Raw genomic sequence first — 18,106 nt, 5'->3', positions numbered from 1 at the left:
TCGGAACCCTGGGCGTGGAATGCAAGCCGGCTTATCGTTCGCTTTCCGCAGCAGTTGTCGCCTCCGGCTCCTCCGGGGCGTTGACAGCGGCTGGGGCGGGTGTCTCGGCGTCCTGCGCGCGGTCCGGCACCAGATGGCGCCAGGCCAGCCCCGGCAGGCCCGCCGGGCGCCGCTCGCGGCCGTCGGCCAGGCTGGCCGCCTCGCCCTCCGCCACCCGGAAGCGCAGCACGCCGATGCGTTGGCCACCATCGGTCATCACGTCGATGCGCCAGCGGCCGGCGAGTGCCTCCGGGAAGTTCTGCTTGTGGCTCCAGGCCCGGTAGCCCGCCTCCCGGCCACCCTCGATGGTCAGGGCGATACGGTCTACCTCTTCCCCCTCGTGTCGCCAGACGTGGAAGACCTCCTCGCGCAGCCCTCGCGGGGCATGGATCGCCGTGTAGGCATAGAGCCCCCGCTCGGCGAGCGCTTCCGGCGTCAGGCGCAGTTCGCCGCTGGGTTCGCGTGCCGCGTCGTCGAAACCGGGCGACAGCGCCGTGGCGGTGATCCACAGGCTGGCCGGCGGCACCCAGACGCGGCCCACCCAGGCCAGGCCGGCCAGCAGCGGCAGCAGGGTCAGCACCATCAGCCAGCGGCGGCCGCGCTCGCCGGTGGTGAGGTGCAACAGGCTCGGCAGGCTGAACACCATCATCGCCGCCAGGGCGAGTTGCAGGCTCTGTGCCGTGGTCAGGTGCAGCAGGGTGGGCAGGGTCACCAGTACCACCAGGAAGACGCACTGGGCGTGGAAGGCGAAGTAGAGCCAGCGCAGGCGCCCCGCCAGCCGGTAGTAGAGCGGGTCGAGGATGGAGAGCACCGCCAGCGCGATGATCAGCAGGGTGAACAGCGCCTGGCCGCTGGTCCACACCGTGGTGGCCAGCAGGAAGGGCAGGCAGAAGAACAGCGTCTCCTGGTGGATCATCTGGGCGATGAACTGGGTGGCGCCGCGGGGCAGGGTGGGGTAGCCGCGGCGTGCCAGCAGGCGGCCGATCAGGCTCTCGGAGAGCAGCAGCAGCCAGGCGCCGAGCATGCCCAGTGCCAGCAGGGCGCCCAGCCACTGCTGGCGCTCCACCAGGAAGAAGCTGCCCAGGCCCGCGGCGAAGGCGGCCGGCGGCCACAGCCAGCTCCAGGGGCGCAGCCACTGGATCGCCACCTCGATGCGGCGCTGCAGGTCCTGCAGTCGGCTGGGGGCGGTCGGGTCGGAAGGCGGAGTCTCGGGCGGGGTGGGCATGGGCGTTTCGGCTAGGCTCATGATTGGCGTCCGCGCATCCTAGCAGCCGCCAGCGCTGCCTAGGAGTCGCCGCATGCCGACGGGAGACTTGACGAACCGTGGCGGGTGCACCAAGCTGTGTGCATTCAAACGACCGTATGAAATCGGGGGATTCGCGGATGATCTATCAAGGCAACGCCATCACGGTGGGGCGCGGCGAGGGCGACATCGCCACGCTCACCTTCGACCTGCAGGACGAGTCGGTCAACAAGCTGTCCAGTGCGGTGGTCGCCGAGCTGGGCGAGGCCCTCGAGGCGGTCAGAGCGGAGACCGGCCTGAAGGGGCTGGTGCTGGCCAGCGCCAAGGAGGCCTTCATCGTCGGCGCCGATATCACCGAGTTCCATGGCCTCTTCGAGCGGGGCGGCGACGAGATCAAGGCGATGCTCGAGCGGGTGCACGCGCTGTTCAACGCCATCGAGGACCTGCCGTTCCCCACGGTCACCGCCCTCAACGGCCTGGCCCTGGGCGGCGGCTGCGAGGTGGCCCTGACCACCGACTTCCGCGTCATGGCCGAGACGGCGAAGATCGGCCTGCCCGAGACCAAGCTGGGCATCCTGCCCGGCTGGGGGGGCTGCGTGCGCCTGCCACGGCTGATCGGCGCCGACAACGCCATCGAGTGGATCGCCGGGGGCTCCGAGAACGACGCCGAGACGGCGCTGAAGATGGGGGCGGTGGACGCCGTGGTACCGGGCGAGGCGCTCGAGGCCGCCGCCCGCGACATCCTGGCCCGGGCCAATGCCGGCGAGCTGGACCATCGGGCGCGCCGCGCCGAGAAGACCGGTCCGCTGAAGCTCGACGCTATCGAGCAGATGATGGCCTTCGAGACCGCCAAGGGCTATGTGGCCGGCAAGGCCGGGCCGCACTACCCGGCGCCCATCGAGGCGATCAAGGTGATCCAGAAGGGCGCCGGCGAGACCCGCTCCCGGGCCCAGGCCATCGAGACCCAGGCCTTCGCCAAGCTGGCCATGACCGACGTCTGTTTCAACCTGGTGGGGCTCTTCCTCAACGACCAGGTGGTCAAGAAGAAGGGCGGCCAGTACGCCAAGCAGGCGCGCCCGGTCGCGCAGGCCGCCGTGCTGGGCGCCGGCATCATGGGCGGCGGCATCGCCTACCAGAGCGCCTCCAAGGGCACGCCGATCCTGATGAAGGACATCAAGGCCGACGCCATCGAGCTGGGGCTCAAGGAGGCACGCAAGCTGTTCACCAAGCAGGTCGAGCGCGGCAAGTTCTCCACCGAGCAGATGGCCGAACGGCTCACCAACATTCGCCCGACCCTCTCCTACGGCGACTTCGGCCACGTCGACCTGGTGGTCGAGGCGGTGGTCGAGAACCCCAGGGTCAAGGACGCGGTGCTCACCGAGGTGGAGGGCCTGGTGGGCGAGGAGACCATCCTCGCCTCCAACACCTCCACCATCTCCATCAGCCGCCTGGCCGAGAACCTGTCGCGCCCCGAGAGCTTCTGCGGCATGCACTTCTTCAACCCGGTGCACCGCATGCCGCTGGTGGAGGTGATCCGCGGCGAGAAGACCGGCGACGCCGCCGTAGCGGCCACCGTGGCCTACGCCCGGGCCATGGGCAAGACGCCCATCGTGGTCAACGACTGCCCCGGGTTCCTGGTCAACCGCATTCTCTTCCCCTACTTCGGCGGCTTCAGTCAGCTGCTGGCGCACGGCGCCGACTTCCAGCGCATTGACAAGGTGATGGAGAGGTTCGGCTGGCCCATGGGGCCGGCCTACCTGCTCGACGTGGTGGGCCTGGACACCGCCGTGCACGCCGGCGAGGTGATGGCCGAGGGGTTCCCCGAACGCATGGGCAGCCTGGGCGGCGCCGGAGAGGAAGACAAGGGCAAGAGCGCCATCCAGGTGATGTTCGACAATGACCGCCTGGGCCAGAAGAACGCCAGGGGCTTCTACGCCTATGAGGAGGACAGGAAGGGCAAGCCGAAGAAAGTCAGTGACGCGGCGGCCATCGAGCTGGTCGAGGGCATTGCCGAGGAGACCCGCGAGTTCAGCGACGACGACATCATCGCGTGGATGATGGTGCCGCTGTGCCTGGAGTCCGTGCGCTGCCTGGAGGACGGCATCGTCGGCAGCGCCGCCGAGGCGGACATGGCGCTGATCTACGGCATCGGCTTCCCGCCGTTCCGCGGCGGTGCGCTGCGCTACATCGACGCCATGGGCGTGGCCGAGTTCGTCCGCCTGGCCGATGGCCTGGCCGGGGAACTGGGCCCGCTCTACGCCCCCACCGAGCGGCTGCGCGCCATGGCCGAGGCCGACGAGTCCTTCTACTCCACCCAGGCCCGGGGCTGACCCCACCGCGAACAAGGAGACGCAAGCAATGAGTCTGAATCCGAGAGACATCGTGGTGGTCGACGCCGTGCGCACCGCCATGGCCAAGGCCAAGCACGGCGGCTTCCGCCACGTGCGCGCCGAGAACCTCTCCGCCGCCGTGATGCAGGCGCTGTTCGAGCGCAACGCCGGCCTCGACCCGGCGGAAGTCGACGACGTGATCTGGGGCTGCGTCAACCAGACCCTGGAGCAGGCCATGAACATCGCACGCAACGCGGCGATCCTGACCGGCATCCCGCGCAGCGTGCCGGCCCAGACGGTGAACCGCCTGTGCGGCTCCTCGATGAGCGCGCTGCACATCGCTACGGCCAACATCAAGGCCGGCATGGGCGACTTCTACGTCATCGGCGGCGTGGAGCACATGGAACACGTGCCCATGACCCACGGCGTGGACGTCAACCCGGCGGCCAGCAAGCATGCCGCCAAGGCGGCCATGATGATGGGCCTGACCGCCGAGCTGCTGGGCAAGATGCATGGCATCTCCCGCGAGGACCAGGACGCCTTCGGCGTGCGCTCCCACCAGCGCGCCCAGGCGGCCATGGAGAACGGCGGCTTCGACAACGAGATCATCGGGGTGGAGGGCCACGACGCCGACGGGATGCGCATCCTGGTGGATCGTGACGAGGTGATCCGCGGCGACGCCAGCCTGGAGAAGATGGCCGAGCTCAAGCCGGTGTTCGATCCCCGGGGCGGCACCGTCACCGCCGGCACCTCCTCGGCGCTCTCCGTGGGGGCGGCCGGCATGGCGGTGATGAGCTACGAACGCGCCCAGGCCCTGGGGCTCACGCCCATCGCCCGGGTGCTGTCCACCGGCGTGGCGGGCTGCGACGCTTCGATCATGGGCTATGGCCCGGTGCCGGCATCGAAGAAGGCGCTCAAGAGCGCCGGCCTGACCATCGACGACATCCAGACCGTCGAGCTCAACGAGGCCTTCGCCGCCCAGGCGCTGCCGGTGCTCCAGGACCTGGGCCTGCACGACGCCATGGACGACAAGGTCAACCTGCACGGCGGCGCCATCGCCCTGGGCCATCCGCTGGGCTGCTCCGGCGCGCGTATCTGCACCACCCTGCTCAACGTGATGCAGGAGCGCGACACCACTCTGGGCCTGGCCACCATGTGCATCGGCATGGGCCAGGGCGTGGCCACGGTGTTCGAGCGTCTCGACTAGGCGAGGGACACCGCATCGGACGCCCGGCGGCACCCTGCGGGGTGCCGCCGGCGTTGGCAGGCGGGCAGTCGTCGGCGATGGTCTATGGCGTCGTGGTAGCGCTGTCTGCGGGCCGTGATGCCGGCCGGTCAGGCACCCTTCCCGATTCGTCCACCCAACCCTGCTCCCGGTAATAGCGCAGGGCGCCCTCGTGCAACGGGGCGCTGAGGCCCGCCTGGATCATCTCGCGGGGCTTCAGGGTACCGAAGGCGGGATGGTAGGCCTTGAAGCGCAGCAGGTTGTCGAACACATCGGCCACCAGGCGGTAGACCCGGTCGGGATCGGTATCGGCCGAGGCCACCAGGGTGGCGCGCACGCCGAAGGTGCGTATGGCGGGCTGGTCCTCGCCGTAGAGGCCGCCGGGAATCGAGGCGCGGCTGAAGAAGGGGTAGGCCTCCACCAGCATGTCGACGGCCGGGCCCTCGACATCGACCAGGGTCGCGTCGCACAGCCGGATGGCCTGGGCCACCGACTCGTTGGGGTGCCCCACGGTATAGACCATGGCGTCGACCTTGCCGTGGCACAGCTCCATGGCCTGCTGCTCGGCGGGCAGGTCGTTAGCCAGTCGGAAGCTGCCGAGGCTCCAACCCCGGGCATCCATCAACCGCAGCATGGTGCCGCGCTGTCCGGAGCCGGGGTTGCCGATGTTCACCGCGCGCTCCTCCAGGTCGTCGAGGCCTTGGATGCCGGCGTCGCGGCGCACCACCAGGGTGAAGGGTTCGCCGTGCAGCGAGAACAGCGAGCGCAGCCGGGAGTCCGGCCCGGCCTCCTGGAATCCCTCGGTGCCGCTGAAGGCGTAGTAGTGGATGTCCGACTGGGCCAGGGCGATGCCCAGTTCGCCGTTGCGCAGGGCACGCAGGTTGGCGACCGAGCCGTCGCCGGGCTCGGGGCGGCAGGGCGCCTCGACGACCCGGCAGATCGCCCGGCCGGCCTGGTGGTAGACCCCGGCGGGGCTGGCCGTGCCGATGACCAGTTCGTCGGCATCCTGGGCGTCAGAGGTGGGCGCGATGAAGAGGCTGAGACCGCCGAGCCCGAGGGCCAGCAGCAGGGGATATCGGGTCATGACGCACCTCGCAGTGGGGCGAGTCGGCCAGAGTCGTCATCGGGACCGCATGGCAGGCTTGTCGTCTGGTCGTCGCTTGTTATATTCGGTTGTTCTGCATGCGAAACCGCTGCCGTTGGCTGCGCTCTGGTGCGGCCCGCCGACATGGCAATGGGCGCAACACTTCAGATATAGCACGCGGGGGAGTCGGCCGCCGGTGTATTCCTCTCAGCCTCGGCGTGGCGCTCAGAGGATGCCCGCCTCCAGGCCGGCGGCCAGGTAAAGGCCCAATTCCTCCACCTGCTCGACGAAGCCCTCCTGCCAGTCGCCGCGCAGGATCAGCGGCTCCTGCACCCAGCGCCAGCGCAGCCCGGTGACGATGCCCTCCACGGCCCGGCGGGTGCCGGTGCCGTCGCGCCCGGCGCGGATGTAGAGCGCACAGGGCAGGCCCTGCTTCTCCTCCAGCACCGGGTAGTACGAACGGTCGAAGAAGTCCTTCAAGGCGCCGCTCATGTAGCCCAGGTTCTCGGTGGTGCCGAGCAGGATGGCATCGCAGGCCAGGGCGTCCTCGGGGCCCGCCTCCAGGGGTGGCTTCACCACCACCTCGATGCCCTCGACGTCGGGATGCCGTGCACCGCGTTCGGCGGCCTCGCGCAGCCTGAGGGTGTTGGGGGAGGGCGCATGGGCGACGATCAGCAGGCGCTTGCTCATGTTGACAGCTCCTGGGCATTTACCGAGGCTGAAGCGGTTCCAGTCCGTTCAATAGCAGGAGGATCAACCATGGCATTCGCCCTGTCGACCATGCGGCTCTCGAGCGGCGCCTTCGAGGATGGTGGCGCCATTCCCGTCAAGCACACCGGGGAGGGCGACGACCTCTCGCCGGCCCTGGCCTGGCAAGACGTCCCCAAGGGCACCAAGGGCTTCGCGGTGATCTGCCACGACCCGGATGCCCCCCTGGTGCAGAACGGCGCCTACGGCTTCGTGCACTGGGTGCTCTACAACCTGCCGGCCTCCACCACCTCGCTCGAGGAGGCCAGCGGGACGGGGACGCGTGGCAAGAACGATTTCGGCAAGCTCGGCTATGGCGGGCCCATGCCGCCGGAGGGCCACGGCGAGCACCGCTACTACTTCTGGGTGCTGGCGCTGGACAAGGCCACCGGCCTGCCCGAGGGCCTCAAGCTGCACGATCTGCTGGTGCAGGTGGAGCCGCACCTGCTGGGCATGAATCGCCTGGTGGGGACCTACCAGCGCGGATGATGACCGCGGCGCCTCAGCCTGCGGACTGGGGTGCCGATACCCGCTGGTTGTCGGCCACGCTGCCCTCCAGCGCTTCGCAGAAGGCCGCCAGGGCCCCGCTGGCGTGTCCCGGCCGGCGATGCAGTTCCACCTCCACCTGCCCCAGCGGGGGCAGGCCCTCCTCCTCGCCCACGATGCGACAGCCCTCGGGCACGCTGCGTGGCGTCTTCACCGTCACCGCCAGGCCCGCCTGCACTGGTAGGTTGATGCCGGTGGGCGACTGGCTGACGTAGCGCAGCTCCCAGCGCCGGCCCAGGCGGCCGAGCGCCGACAGGGCGTGGGCGCGGAAGATGCAGCCCTCCGGGTTCAGCGCCAGGGGCAGGCTGGCCCAGTCGCGCGGCGAGTGCCCCTCGGCCACCACCCAGACCATCGGCTCCCAACCCAGCAGGTGGCCGGACTGGGTCGGGGCGTGGCGGATCGACAGCACCACGTCCAGCAGCCCCTCCTGGAAGCGTTCCACCAGGGCGGCGCTGATGTCGCAGCTCACCTCGAAGCGGGTCTCGGGGAAGCGCGCGGCGTGGTGCGGCAGCAGTGCCGGCAGGTAGGCGCCGGCCTGCTCCTCCGAGGTGCCGAAGCGGATCAGCTCGCCGCGCGGCGACTCGCTCAGGGCCTCGCGCGTCTCGTCCTCCAGCTTGAGCATGTGGCGCGCATAGGGCAGCAGCCGCTCGCCGGGGACGGTCAGCAGCACGCTGCGGCTGGTGCGCTCGAACAGCGCCTTGCCCATCTGCTCCTCGAGGCGCTTGATCTGCAGGCTGATCGCCGACTGGGTGCGATGCAGCACCTTGCCGGCGGCGCTGAAGCCCTGGCACTCGGCCACGGTGACGAAGGCGCGTAGCAGGTCGGTGTCCATGAGTCATGAGCCTTGTAAATGGGTTTTATTCCATGGATTCGCTTTTATTATTGATTTGACGGGTCGTGCCGTCCAGTCCCCGTGGGGCATGTCAGGCGGGATGCCCGGAAAGGGCGCGGAGGGCGCGGAGGGGGCAGGGGGCAAACTCTGCTATGTTGTTCAGAGCAGGACTTCCGCTATCTCCCGTGTTGCCAGAGACAAACGAAAACCATGCGGGGAGGTTGGCATGACCGACAAGATATCGCGCAGGAACTTCCTCAGGGGCTCGGCCTATGGGCTGGGTGCCCTGTCCCTCGGGGCACCGGCCATCCATCTTCGCGCCCAGGAGCCCGTGCTCCGCTGCGGCGTGGTGACCTCACTGTCGGGAGAGAACCGCTTCGGCGGCAACCTCACCCGACGCGGCTATGACCTCTGGGCGGAAGAAATCAACAAGCTGGGCGGCGTGGAGATCAATGGCGATCGGTACCGGGTGGAGATGTTCTACGGCGACGCCCAGTCCCGCCCCGCCTCGGGCGCCGATGCCGCCGAACGCTTGATCATCCGTGACGAGGTCAGCGTCCTGTTCGGCCCCTATACGTCCGGGGTGACGCTGGCCGTGCAGCCGATCTGCGCCAAGTACAGCGTGCCGATGATCTCGGGGTCGGCGGAATCGCCCAACGTCTGGCTGGAGAAGCCGCGCTTCAATTTCGGCATGATTCCCGCCGTCGATCACTCCGCGGGCCGCTCCATCAATGTCATTGCCGAGGCGACCGGCGCCGCCTCGGTGGGCGTGGTCGGCGTCGACGAGCCCTTCTCCAAGGAAACCGCCGAGGGGTTCCGCAACGGGGTAGAGGATGCCGGCCTCGAGTTGACGCGCTTCGAGCTGTTTCCGGCCAATGCCGACCTGACGCCGATCGTCTCCAATCTCAAGGCCGACGACCCCGACCTGGTCGCCGTGGGGGGCCACGAGGAGGTGTTGATCAACTTCATCAATACCGCCAAGTCGCTGGATTTCCGGCCCAAGGCGATCCTCATGCACTATGGGGTCACCGCGGCGGCCTTCGCCGATCAGTTGGGCGGGGACGCCAACGGCGTACTGGGCATCTCCGTCTGGACGCCGAACCTGCCCTATCGCGATGATCTCTTCGGTAGCGCCAGCGACTACGACGAGCTGTCCCACTCCCGCTGGGGAAGCCATCCCGACTACACCGAGGCGGCCTGCTCGGCCAGCGGCCTGGTCCTCCAGGACGCCGCCCGGCGCCTCGGCAAGCCGCCGGCCTGGGAACGACAGGCGCGCCTGGAGCTGGTGGAGGCGCTGGAGGAGACCGACATCGAGACCTTCTATGGCCCGGTCGCCTTCGAGCGCGAGGGCAGTCACTACCACAACAATATCCGGCCCGTGCCGGTGGTCATCCAGATCACCGAGGGGCGGGTCGTGCCCGTGGCCCCAGGCGATGCGGCGCAGACGGAGCTGGTCTACCCGCTGCCGGCCTTCTCCTGAGCGATGTCGAAGCGTTCCGTCACCCGGTGGCCTGACGCCGGGTGACGGGCGGTTCATGGCAGGGAGGGCGAGAGATTGGACGTACTGCTCCAGGCCTTGCTGAATGGCATCCTGATCGGCGGCATCCTCATCTGCCTGACCGTCGGGTTCCAACTGACCTTCGGCGTGCTCCACGTGATCGACTTCGCCGTGGGGGGCTGGGTCATGCTGGGCGGTTACGCCGCCTACTGGGCGAGCCGCCTGCTGGGCCTCGACCCCTTCATCAGCGTGTTCTTCATCTTCGTGGTCTTCGCCGGCATCGGCTGTGCGCTCGGGCCGCTGATCTACCATGTGCGCACCAGCCGCTATGCGCGCCCCGACCTCATGGCGCTCGCCTTCACCTTCGGCCTCTTCATCATGATGCGCGGCGGGGCGCTGTGGCTGTGGTCCTTCGACAGCCGCAGCGTCGACTCGGTGCTGTCCGGCGCCTCGCTGTCGGTGGGCCCGGTCACCATCCCCCTGCTGCGGCTGTCGGCCTTCGGCATGGCCCTGTTGCTGGGCCTGGGGCTGTTCGTGCTGCTGTATCGCACCCGCTTCGGGATGGCGGTCCGGGCGGTGGCCCAGAATCGCGACCATGCCGGCTTGATGGGCGTGGACGTCAAGCGCGTCTCGGCCTATGTGTACGGCATCTACACGGGGATCACGGCGTCGGCGGGCGTGCTGTTGGCCACCATCTATTCGGTGAACCCCGAGGTCGGGGTCCGTTACACGCTGTTCGCCTTCTTCGTGGCCGTGCTCGCCGGGCTGGGCTCGGTGGGCGGCGTGCTGGTGGCCGGCCTGATCCTGGGGCTGGTGGAATCGCTGGTGGGGACCTACGTGGGGACCCGCTACTCCTTGCTGGTGGTCTTCGCGACCCTCTACCTGGTCCTGCTCATCTCGCCCAAGGGGATCCTCCGACGTGGTATCTAAGCCCAGCCGTCGCCGGCTCGTCGCCACTGGCCTCGCCCTGGTCGCGGGGACGGCGGCCCTGACCGCCTTGCCGGCGTTCATCGACCCCTACTCCCTGCGTATCGTCACCGGCGTCTTGATGTGGGCGGGGCTGGCCTGCGCCTGGAACATCGTCGGCGGCTACGCCGGCTATATCAGCTTCGGCCACTCCGCCTTCTTCGGTATCGGTGCCTACGTGACCGGCATCCTCATGCAGAGCGGCGTGGGAATGCCCTTCCTGGCCACGCTCCCGCTGGGGATCCTCGTGGCGGTGGGCGTCGCCGCGGCCATCGGGGGACCGACCATGCGTCTGCGGGGCGCCTACTTCGCCATCGCCACCTGGGCCTTCGCCGAGATGCTGATGCAACTGGCGACCGTGCTGGATATCACCGGCGGCACCGGCGGCCTCTCCCTGCCGGCCTATCTCAACGAGTTCTTCTTCTACTACACCATGCTGGTAGTCGCCCTGGCGGTCTATCTCGGCGCCTGGTACCTGCTGGAGCGGACCCGCTTCGGCTACCGGCTCAAGGCGTTGCGTGACCACGAACCCGCGGCCGAGGCCGTGGGCATCCATACCACCCGGGTCAAGGTGCAGGCCTTCGCGCTCTCCGCCGGCATCACCTCGCTGTTCGGCAGCATCTATGCCTACTGGGTCACCTTCATCGATCCGCGTTCGGTGATGGGGCCGGAGATCACCGATCAGATGGTGGTCATGGTGCTGCTGGGGGGACTCGGCACGGTGTGGGGGCCGGCGCTCGGCGCCACCGTGCTGTGGGTGACCAACCGCTACATCTGGTCCGAGTTCGGCGATACCGCCATCTACCTGCCGATCCTCGGGTTGATCATCGCCTTGATCGTACTGTTCCTGCCCAACGGCCTGATCAGCCTGTTGCCGGGGGGACGCCGCGGTCACGGCGTGCTGACGCGCCTGCTGCGCAAACTGTGAGGAGGAGTCGCCATGCCGGCCAGCCGCGATGCCCGGCCGCAACCGCGCTCTCCACTGGTGGTGGAGGGGGCCGTCAAGCACTTCGGCGGGGTCACCGCCGTGGACGGCGTCGGCCTCGAGGTGGCTTCGCGCGAGGTGGTCGGGGTCATCGGCCCCAACGGCAGCGGCAAGTCGACGCTGTTCAACCTGATCGCCGGCATGCTGGCGCTGGACGAGGGACGGGTCTGGCTCGATGGGCGGGAGGTGACCGGCCTGCCGGCGTGGCGCATCGCGCGGGCGGGGCTGGCCCGGACCTTTCAGATTCCCTCGCTGTTCGACAACATCAGCGTGCGTGACAACCTGCTGGCGGCCGCCGTGGAGGGCGACTGGAAGGGGGCGCCCGGGCGGGCCGGCGAGGTCCTGGAGATGCTGGAGATCGGCCATGTGGCCGACAACCTGGCGTCGGAGCTGTCCGGGGGGCAGCAGAAGCTGTTGGAGTTCGGGCGGGTCTGCATGCGCGACCCCAGCGTCATCCTGCTCGACGAGGCCACCGCCGGGGTGCACCCGAAGATCCGCCGCATCATGCTGGAGGCGATCCGGCGGGTGCGCGAGGCCGGCGCCACCTTCCTGGTGATCGAGCACGACATGGAGATGGTGCGCGAGACCTGCGACCGCATCGTGGTGATGGATGCGGGGCGTGTCGTCGTCGAGGGCAGCTTCGACGAGATCGCCGACAATCGCGAGGTACGGCGAGCCTATCTGGGGCGACGGGAATGAGTGAGGAACTGCGCGTCACCGACCTGGTGACCGGCTACGGCAAGCAGGAAATCGTCCACGGCGTGTCGATGGCGGCGCGCGCGGAGGAGGTCACCTGCGTGTTCGGTCCCAACGGCAGTGGCAAGTCCACGGTGATCAAGGCCATCGCCGGCCTGTTGCCGGCCTGGAGCGGGCAACTGCACCTGGGGGAGACCGAGCTCACCGGCCTGGCGGTGCATGAGGTGGTGCGCCAGGGGATCGTCATGATGCCCCAGGGCGGCGGCGTCTTCCCGCGTTTCACAGTGATGGAGAACCTGCGCATGGGCGGCTACTCCCTGCGTGACACCGCCTGGGTGGAGGAGCGCATCGAGACCCTGATCGACGACTATCCCAGCCTGCAGCGTCGACGCCATGTCCCGGCGGGGTCGCTGTCGGGCGGCGAACAGATGATGGTCGCCATCGCCCGGGCGTTGGTGCCGGCCCCCGCCTTCGTGCTGCTGGATGAGCCCTCCGCGGGCCTGTCACCGGCCCTGGTCGGCGAGACCATGGCCCGGGTGAAGGGGCTGCGCGAGCGGGGCGTCGGCGTGGTCATGATCGAGCAGAATATCCGCGAGGCGCTGCCCATCGCCGACCGCCTCTATGTCCTGGCGGGGGGGAACCGGAAGTTCGCCGGCACCGCGGCCGACATCCGCGATGACCGCCACCTCATGTCGCTCTACATGGGCGGCGATTGATGAGACCCTGCAATTAATTCCATCTTGATCATTCATTTCTCTTATTGAGCTTCGCTCACTACGCTGACCCTGGGTTATCCATCAACGTCGGCAGGAGCGAAGACGATGCATGCCATGAGTCGGCGGGGCGACGACGCCTCACTGCAAGGGCTCATTGACCTGGAGCGCTACCCCATCCACGACCCGCAAGGCGAGGCCGGCTGCCGGCTGATCGCCGACTGCCGTCGCCAGCTCGAGGCGGACGGCTGCGTGGTCCTCGAGCGTTTCGTGCCGGAAGCGGCGCTGGCCGGGCTCGAGCGCGAGACCGAGCGCCTCTCGCCCCAGGCCCACTACAACCAGACCGAGACCAACCCCTACAACAGCGCCGGCGACCCGGCGCTGCCCGCCAGCCACCCGGTCAACCGCTTCGACGACCGCACCAACGGCTTCGTCGCCGGCGACCGCATCGGCGAGGACACCCTGATCCGCCAGGTCTACCAGAACCCCGACTTCCAGCGCTTCGTCGCCGAGGTGGTGGGCATGGAGACCATCCACCCCTACGCCGACCCCCTGGCCGACCTGGTGGTCAACGTGCTGCGCGAGGGCTGCCAGCACCCCTGGCACTACGACACCAACGAGTTCATCGTCACCCTGATGACCCGGCGCGCCCACCGCGGCGGGCGCTTCGAGTACGCCCCCGGCCTCCGCAGCCCCGAGGGCGAGAACTTCGCGGCGGTCCAGCGGGTGCTCGACGGCGACCGTGCCCGGCTCAAGTCCCTCGACCTGGCGCCCGGCGACCTGCAGGTGTTCTTCGGCCGCTACTCGCTGCATCGCGTCACCCCGGTGGAGGGCGACCGCGAGCGCCACACCGTGATCTTCGCCTACGCCAAGGAGCCGGGCTTCATCGGCCGCCCCGAACGCGCCCGGCGCATCTTCGGGCGCCTGGCGCCGGTCCACGAGCGCCTGCTGAAGGAAGGCATGCAGCGCCGCGACAATCTCGCCGACTGAACCGACGCCGCCCAGTACTTTCCCGACGACAGACGCAAGGTCCCGACATGAGCATCGTCGAATCCGAACGCCTCACCGACAACGAACCCGAGCGCATCCCCGTGGTGCCCTCGGCCCCCCGGGCCAACGGCGACAGCATCCCCACCGCCTTCGACCCCGTGCGGCTGCGCGCCGGCCGCCTGGTCCGCCTGCGCGCCATGATGGCCGAGCAGAACTACGCCGCCCTGGTGCTGTTCGACCCCAACAACCAGCGCTATGCCAGCGGCTCGCGCAACATGTTCGGCTACTTCCTGCGCAACTCCACGCGCTACCTCTACGTGCCCCTCGACGGCCCGGTGATCCTCTTCGAGTACCCGGGCAGCGCCCACGTCTCCACCTGGCTGGAGACCATCGACGAGGCGCGCACCTCCAAGGTGGTGTGGTCGGCGGTCAACCAGCGTGACAACCTCTCCAGCGACCCCTTCGGCACCGAGATCGCCGAGCTGGTGGCGGCCCACGGCCGGGGCGGCAGGAAGGTCGGCCTGGACCGCTGTACCCTGAACCTGGCGCGCTCCCTGGAGGCCCAGGGCCTCGAGGTCGTCGACTGCATGCAGGATACCCTGCACTGCCGGCGCCTCAAGACCCCGGAGGAGATCGCCTGCCTGGCCCAGTCCATGGCCGCCAGCGAGGCCGCCGTGGCCGAGGTGGAGGCCGCCATCAAGCCCGGCATCACCGAGAACGAGCTGTTCGCCATCCTCTACGGCGAGGTGATCCGCCAGGGCGGCGAGTTCATCGAGACCCGCCTGCTCAACTCCGGGCCGCGCACCAACCCCTGGTTCCACGAGGCCAGCGACCGGGGGATACGCCCCGGCGAGCTGGTGGCCCTGGACACCGACACCATCGGTTGCCACGGCTACTACTCGGACTTCTCGCGCACCTTCCACGTCGGCCCCGGCAAGCCCAGCGCCTACCAGCGCGAGCTCTACCGCATGGCCTACGACCAGGTGCACCACAACATGGCGATCCTGGCGCCCGGGATGAGCTATCGCGAGATCGCCGAGCAGGCCTGGAAGATCCCCGAGCGCTTCCTCGACCGCCGCTACCCCTCGATCATCCACGGCGTGGGCATGCACGGCGAGACCCCGCTGGTGGCCCACCACATGGACTTCGACCGCTTCACCCGCGACGGCATCCTCGAGCCCGGCATGGTGGTCTCGGTGGAGAGCTATATCGGCGAGGTGGGCGCCGCCGATGGCGTCAAGCTGGAGGAGGAGGTGCTGATCACCGACACCGGCATCGCCAAGCTTTCCCGCTACCCCTTCGACGAGGCCCTGCTGGGGCGCGAATTCTGACCGATCGCTCTTCTCGCTCGCTAACGGGTTCCTCGCCGATCAGCGTGACGCCGTCATGGCAGAAGGGAGACTCTGTCTCGCGACTGGAGGCCGCAGGCCTCCCGGCAGAAGTCTCCCCCTGCGCGGGTCGCAAGGCACTATTTCTGTTCGAACTGTGGTAGTTCCAGTCCAAACGAGTACGGATTCAGTATCGGGTGTTTGGAGGGCGTCAACCCCTATGACCTTGCTGCTGTTCCAATCAGCGATGGTGTAAGTCATCCAGCGAATCTGTAGCATGGGGCCTAACAAGGCCAGGCACGCCGACGCCTTTTCCGTTGTGGCTTCGCCTTCACTATAAAGTCGCGCGTGCTGGCAGGGTCAAATGTATAGGAAACGACAGAAGGTGTTGAAATGAAAGAAGTAGAGTTGGAGGGCATACTCGATTTCCTCAGAGGAGCAGAGCAGTTAAAAAATACTCTCCGTTCATCAAGAACATCGAGCGGCCGGCATGAAAGTACGGCGGAACACACTTGGCGCTTGTGTTTGATGATCTTGCTGTTTGAGAGTCAATATCCAGACATTGATATATTGAGGCTTATAAAGATATGTGTCATTCATGATTTGGGCGAAGCCATAAGTGGTGATATAGCAGCCGTAGATCAGGTGGAGGGAATGGATAAAGGGGTTGAGGAAAGGAAGGGCCTGGAGCTGCTCATTCGCCCACTACCAAAAATACTCCAAGAAGAAATTCTCATTCTGTGGGATGACTATGAGAATGCTTCTTCCGAAGAAGCTTTGTTGGCTAAAGCTTTTGATAAGATCGAAACAGTTTTGCAGCACACTCAGGGCAGGAATTCGTCAGATTTTAACTATGGATTCAACCTTTCTTATGGTAGGAGATATACCAATCATGATGACATTACGTCTAGGTTAAGGGCGCTGATTGATAAAGACACAAAGGCTTTGGCAGAAGGTAACAATACCATTTGACGAAGCCTTCACTCCGAGGCCGGATAACTACTGGCCTGGCAAAGCCGGGTAAGGCATGGGTCGGCGCGGGGTAAAAACGTTAACATATCAGTACATTCTAAAAGCCCGCTACTGGCGATAGTTGCCTTCTGCAACGAGGTCTAGCATCGTGCTGAGATCACAAAGTTGGCCAGCCTCGCAACATCTATCCGGACCCTATACCACAGCAAGCTTTCTCATTAGGCATGTCGATAAATGAAAGGATATCTCCAGGAAAACCTTGTAGAAGGTTTCCGAAAATCCCCATTTCGAGCACCGCTCAAAGCGTGGGCACTAGTGCCCTTCTACGCGGTGATTTCGTTAACTGTTGGCTTGAATTCGGGATTGCTGCGTTTTGAACTCATTTCGGCAGAATTGGTATTTCTCTTGCCACTTACATTGTTCATCTTTCCGGCGCTGCTTGAGGAGGCATTTTTCCGGGGTGTTCTTATTCCGAGACAAATCATTGAGCGTGGCCGATGGCAGGTGGTTATAGCTATTGCCTGGAGTACATTGTTGTTTGTCCTGTGGCACCCCCTCAATGCGGTCACATTTAATAGCTCGGCTATGCCGACTTTCCTTGATCCAGCCTTTTTATTGATTGTCGCAATTCTCGGCGTCACCTGTGGTTACGGTTACGTGGTCTCAAAGTCCATATGGGTGCCTGTATTAATTCATTGGGCCACGGTGGTGGTTTGGGTCTTTTTCCTCGGCGGTCGAAACCTGGTTTTGGAACTATGAAAGATAGAGAATAAAAAGGAAGGATGGGGTCGGTGACAAACGAGAGCTTTGCTCAAATTATGAATACAGACAAAAAATTATTGGCTAGGGTGTGTTCGGGCTTGCCTAACACGGCGCTGCACTCGGAGCGCTCCATTTAGTCGCGCCCGGTGGGCTTGGCACGTTTTCACAAGCCAGCTTTCCCGAAGGTAAGCTTCTGGCCAACAACGCCCGCGCTGTCTCGGCAGGCGGGCGTTGCGTTGCGGTGAGTCGAGTTTCGGGCTCGTCGCTTACTCGCCCAGCGCCTCCAGCAGCAGCTTGGCCACCGGCTCGGAGGAGGGCGGGTTCTGGCCGGTGATCAGTCGACCGTCGCGGCGGGTGTAGGGGGTGAAGTCGTCGGCCTTGGAGTAGTGGCCGCCGCACGCCTTCAGGGCCTCTTCCACCAGGTGCGGGACGACCTGCGTCAGGCCGACCGCGTCCTCCTCGCCATTCGTGAAGCCGGTGACGTGGCGTCCCTTGACGATCGGTTCCCCGGCCTCGTCACGGGCATTGATCAGCACGATGGGCGCGTGGCAGACCGCGGCCACCGGCTTCTGCTGGGCCCAGAAGGTTTCGATCAGGCGGATAGAGTCGGCATCTTCCGCCAGGTCCCAGAGCGGGCCATGGCCGCCGGGGTAGAAGATGGCGTCGAAGTCGTCGGCGTTCAGCTCGGCCAGGCGATGGGTGTCGCCAAGCCTGGCCTGGGCCTCGTCGTCCTCCTGGAAGCGGCGGGTCGTCTCGGTCTGGCTCTCCTCGGCGTCGCTCTTGGGATCCAGCGGCGGCTTGCCGCCCTTGGGCGAGGCCAGCACCACCTCGGCCCCGGCGTCCAGGCAGGCATAGTAGGGGGCGGCGAGTTCTTCCAGCCAGAAGCCGGTCTTCTCGCCGGTGTCCCCGAGGCGGTCGTGGGAGGTCAGGACCATCAGAATGCGTTTACTCATGCGAGATCCCTCGTGATGGCTCGTGGGTGGACGGGAGCGAATGACCCATGCCGGCCAGGGTAGTGGCCACCATGGTCTTCGAGAACCTCATGATCGGTAGTTGTCAAGCAAGTTGTCGTCTCTGAGTTCATTCACGCCGCCCGTTTTTCTGGTTCGGGCGTGGTGACATGCAGTTCCCGCTCCGGGTTGAGCGAGAC

17 protein-coding genes are annotated in these 18,106 nt (G+C 66.7%); 12 read left to right on the top strand and 5 right to left on the bottom strand.

All coding sequences use genetic code 11. The annotated features are described in order from the left end of the window. Positions 1 to 31 precede the first annotated feature (31 nt). A complete protein-coding gene (locus QWY80_RS01670; RefSeq protein WP_435389211.1) occupies positions 32 to 1,285 on the bottom strand; it encodes a DUF5924 family protein in 1,254 nt (417 codons plus the stop codon). A gap of 137 nt (positions 1,286 to 1,422) precedes the next feature. On the opposite strand from QWY80_RS01670, the gene fadB reads away from it, so the two are divergent. Together fadB and fadA are read left to right on the top strand one after the other, a co-directional pair. After that, positions 1,423 to 3,612, top strand: coding sequence for a fatty acid oxidation complex subunit alpha FadB (gene fadB / locus QWY80_RS01665; protein WP_290228935.1), 2,190 nt, complete (start codon positions 1,423 to 1,425; stop codon positions 3,610 to 3,612). Between the two features lie 28 nt (positions 3,613 to 3,640). Next, positions 3,641 to 4,819, top strand: a complete 1,179-nt coding sequence (gene fadA, locus QWY80_RS01660; RefSeq protein ID WP_290228934.1) for an acetyl-CoA C-acyltransferase FadA — start codon at positions 3,641 to 3,643, stop codon at positions 4,817 to 4,819. A gap of 82 nt (positions 4,820 to 4,901) precedes the next feature. Here fadA and QWY80_RS01655 read toward each other — a convergent pair whose 3' ends face one another. Both QWY80_RS01655 and QWY80_RS01650 read right to left on the bottom strand, forming a co-directional pair. Then, positions 4,902 to 5,921 (bottom strand): TAXI family TRAP transporter solute-binding subunit, encoded by a 1,020-nt coding sequence (locus QWY80_RS01655; protein ID WP_290228933.1) that lies wholly within the window; start codon positions 5,919 to 5,921, stop codon positions 4,902 to 4,904. Between the two features lie 225 nt (positions 5,922 to 6,146). Continuing rightward, positions 6,147 to 6,611 carry a flavodoxin family protein gene (locus QWY80_RS01650; protein ID WP_290228932.1) on the bottom strand — a complete coding sequence of 155 codons (465 nt, stop codon included), beginning with the start codon at positions 6,609 to 6,611 and terminating at the stop codon, positions 6,147 to 6,149. A gap of 69 nt (positions 6,612 to 6,680) precedes the next feature. Here QWY80_RS01650 and QWY80_RS01645 point away from each other — a divergent pair, with 69 nt between their 5' ends. Then, positions 6,681 to 7,157: a YbhB/YbcL family Raf kinase inhibitor-like protein gene (locus QWY80_RS01645; protein ID WP_290228931.1), complete on the top strand. Its 477-nt coding sequence runs from the start codon at positions 6,681 to 6,683 to the stop codon at positions 7,155 to 7,157. 13 nt (positions 7,158 to 7,170) lie between these two features. Here the strand turns inward: QWY80_RS01645 and QWY80_RS01640 are convergent, their stop codons facing one another. Then, positions 7,171 to 8,046 carry a LysR family transcriptional regulator gene (locus QWY80_RS01640; protein ID WP_290228930.1) on the bottom strand — a complete coding sequence of 292 codons (876 nt, stop codon included), beginning with the start codon at positions 8,044 to 8,046 and terminating at the stop codon, positions 7,171 to 7,173. 226 nt (positions 8,047 to 8,272) lie between these two features. Between QWY80_RS01640 and QWY80_RS01635 the strand changes: the two genes are divergently transcribed. The 9 genes from QWY80_RS01635 (at position 8,273) to QWY80_RS01595 (ending at position 16,953) form a co-directional block, all read left to right on the top strand. Continuing rightward, entirely contained in the window at positions 8,273 to 9,526 is a 1,254-nt protein-coding gene (locus QWY80_RS01635; RefSeq protein ID WP_290228929.1) for an amino acid ABC transporter substrate-binding protein, read from the top strand. 75 nt (positions 9,527 to 9,601) lie between these two features. Next, complete coding sequence (locus QWY80_RS01630) at positions 9,602 to 10,474, top strand: branched-chain amino acid ABC transporter permease (protein WP_290228928.1); 873 nt, start codon at positions 9,602 to 9,604, stop codon at positions 10,472 to 10,474. Continuing rightward, the gene (locus QWY80_RS01625; protein ID WP_290228927.1) at positions 10,464 to 11,438 is read left to right on the top strand and encodes a branched-chain amino acid ABC transporter permease; all 975 of its coding nucleotides are present in this window, start codon (positions 10,464 to 10,466) and stop codon (positions 11,436 to 11,438) included. Before QWY80_RS01630 ends, QWY80_RS01625 begins: the two co-directional genes overlap by 11 nt. Before the next feature lie 12 nt (positions 11,439 to 11,450). Next, positions 11,451 to 12,194: an ABC transporter ATP-binding protein gene (locus QWY80_RS01620; RefSeq protein ID WP_290228926.1), complete on the top strand. Its 744-nt coding sequence runs from the start codon at positions 11,451 to 11,453 to the stop codon at positions 12,192 to 12,194. After that, positions 12,191 to 12,907, top strand: coding sequence for an ABC transporter ATP-binding protein (locus QWY80_RS01615; RefSeq protein WP_290228925.1), 717 nt, complete (start codon positions 12,191 to 12,193; stop codon positions 12,905 to 12,907). The genes QWY80_RS01620 and QWY80_RS01615 overlap by 4 nt, the downstream gene beginning before the upstream one ends. Positions 12,908 to 13,012: 105 nt before the next feature. After that, positions 13,013 to 13,894 carry a HalD/BesD family halogenase gene (locus QWY80_RS01610; protein WP_290228924.1) on the top strand — a complete coding sequence of 294 codons (882 nt, stop codon included), beginning with the start codon at positions 13,013 to 13,015 and terminating at the stop codon, positions 13,892 to 13,894. Between the two features lie 47 nt (positions 13,895 to 13,941). Continuing rightward, positions 13,942 to 15,225 (top strand): M24 family metallopeptidase, encoded by a 1,284-nt coding sequence (locus QWY80_RS01605; protein ID WP_290228923.1) that lies wholly within the window; start codon positions 13,942 to 13,944, stop codon positions 15,223 to 15,225. Between the two features lie 390 nt (positions 15,226 to 15,615). Next, on the top strand, positions 15,616 to 16,194 hold the full coding sequence (locus QWY80_RS01600; RefSeq protein WP_290228922.1) for an HD domain-containing protein: 579 nt from the start codon (positions 15,616 to 15,618) through the stop codon (positions 16,192 to 16,194). 234 nt (positions 16,195 to 16,428) lie between these two features. Next, on the top strand, positions 16,429 to 16,953 hold the full coding sequence (locus tag QWY80_RS01595) for a CPBP family glutamic-type intramembrane protease (RefSeq protein ID WP_290228921.1): 525 nt from the start codon (positions 16,429 to 16,431) through the stop codon (positions 16,951 to 16,953). A 269-nt stretch (positions 16,954 to 17,222) separates the two neighbouring features. Here QWY80_RS01595 and QWY80_RS01590 read toward each other — a convergent pair whose 3' ends face one another. After that, positions 17,223 to 17,909, bottom strand: a complete 687-nt coding sequence (locus tag QWY80_RS01590) for a type 1 glutamine amidotransferase domain-containing protein (RefSeq protein WP_290228920.1) — start codon at positions 17,907 to 17,909, stop codon at positions 17,223 to 17,225. Positions 17,910 to 18,106 lie beyond the last annotated feature (197 nt).

Source organism: Halomonas ramblicola (genome assembly GCF_030409215.1).
Classification (GTDB): Bacteria; Pseudomonadota; Gammaproteobacteria; order Pseudomonadales; family Halomonadaceae; genus Halomonas; species Halomonas ramblicola.
The sequence above is the reverse complement of the archived record's forward strand: the minus strand, read 5'-3'. Positions and strand labels throughout refer to the sequence as shown.